The organism is Treponema berlinense (assembly GCF_052273165.1).
Lineage (GTDB): Bacteria > Spirochaetota > Spirochaetia > Treponematales > Treponemataceae > Treponema_D > Treponema_D berlinense_A.
In genome coordinates this window covers 51,969-53,528 of sequence record NZ_DAVZIU010000011.1, presented here as the reverse complement: position 1 = coordinate 53,528, position 1,560 = coordinate 51,969, and the positions used below count along the sequence as shown (strand labels likewise).

The window sequence follows — 1,560 nt, the reverse complement described above, 5'->3', positions numbered from 1 at the left end:
TTGCCGCAGGCAAGGTTGTGTGCTTTTAGCTTCGTACAAAGCCATATATTAAATAATAACCGCGGTTTAAAAAATCATCAAATATAAACTTGCACGCAATCCACACAATGCAAATAATCTATTTAAACAACCTTTCTTTTCTGTTATTCTAATAATCCAAATAAAAAAACAGGAGTTTACAATGAACTTTGAAAATACACAGGTCTGGGGTTTTGAACACGCAATCCGCGGAATGAGAAATCCAAAAAACAGTTGGGCAAAATCTGACAGCACTTTTTACGGCATTCAGGCAAATATCGGTTCTGCCGACTTAAAACTTATGCAGACACTCATAAAAAGCGGTTCAGAACATCGAAAATTTTTGCGCCAGATTTTTGTTTCTGTAGATATTACCGCCCCAATGTACTGGTGGAGCGAATTTGACACTTACAAAGTTTCGACAGTTGCAAATTCAACAAGCAAAATGCACAAACTCGCTTCAACGCCAATCACTTTTGACTGTTTTGAACACGACGATTTTATAAACACCGATTGCAATTCAACCTTCAAAGATGCACAAACTGCCTGGCAGTCTTTAATTGAAGTTCTCGAATCACTCAGAAACAAATTCAACGAAACAAAAGAAAAAAAATACTGGAAAGAACTAATTCGCCTTCTTCCGGAAAGCTGGCTTCAAAAACGCACAGTAACAATGAATTACGAAAATCTTCTCGGAATGTGCTCGAACGGACAAAGACGGCACCACAAATTAAACGAATGGTCAGGCGAAGACAATCCATCACTCAAAAGTTTCATTTCCTGGGCAAAAACACTTCCATACGCACAGGAACTGCTCTTCCAAAAAACAAGAATGGAAGAACTTGCCGAAGAAAACGCAGAATTAAAATCGACCTTAAAAAAATTTGAAGCCAATTCTTAACAAAAAACCGGTTTGAAAATCTTCAAACCGGTTTTTTGCTTTAATTTATTACTCCAGTCACTGCAAGAACAGAAATACTTGTCGAAACTGCCGACAAAATCGTTGTTATTACAGGAGCGTATTGATTAAAATAATACAGTCCGCTGTTTGCTTTTGCGTCAATTGTCATTTCCGGCAAAATAAATTCAGTCTTTTTATGTTTTTTTCCGTTAATGTCGATTATGGTTACCGCATCCATTTTATTCTTTTCTTTAATAAATCCACCAGCAAGTCCAACATAGTAATCCCAAGTTCTGTCAGGAATATACGGATACCGTCCAGGAGAATAAACTGCGCCAGAAACTGTCACGAAGAACTGCTTAAAAGGCACAATAAGACGGTCATTGTATTTAATTTCAATCTTACTGTAATAAGTTGCATCGTAAAGCATCTTTGAAAGATCAACAGGAATAATTTCTGACTCACGCAAAATATAAGCATTTTCCAAATCCGAAACATCCGTAAACATATCTTTATTGTTTCTTACAAAAAATGCGTAATCTTCGCCATTGTTAAATCTCATGGCAATTTTTGTAGAAGCGACAAGATTGGTATTGGTATTGGTATTGGTATTGGTATTGGTATTGGTATTGGTATTGGTA

2 protein-coding genes are annotated in these 1,560 nt (G+C 36.4%); one reads left to right on the top strand and one right to left on the bottom strand.

The genetic code is table 11. The features are described 5' to 3' along the window. The first annotated feature begins 181 nt into the window (after positions 1 to 181). Positions 182 to 919, top strand: a complete 738-nt coding sequence (locus tag ACT6XC_RS05420; protein ID WP_443737691.1) for a hypothetical protein — start codon at positions 182 to 184, stop codon at positions 917 to 919. Between the two features lie 40 nt (positions 920 to 959). Here the strand turns inward: ACT6XC_RS05420 and ACT6XC_RS05415 are convergent, their stop codons facing one another. Then, entirely contained in the window at positions 960 to 1,481 is a 522-nt protein-coding gene (locus ACT6XC_RS05415) for a hypothetical protein (RefSeq protein WP_443741073.1), read from the bottom strand. Positions 1,482 to 1,560 lie beyond the last annotated feature (79 nt).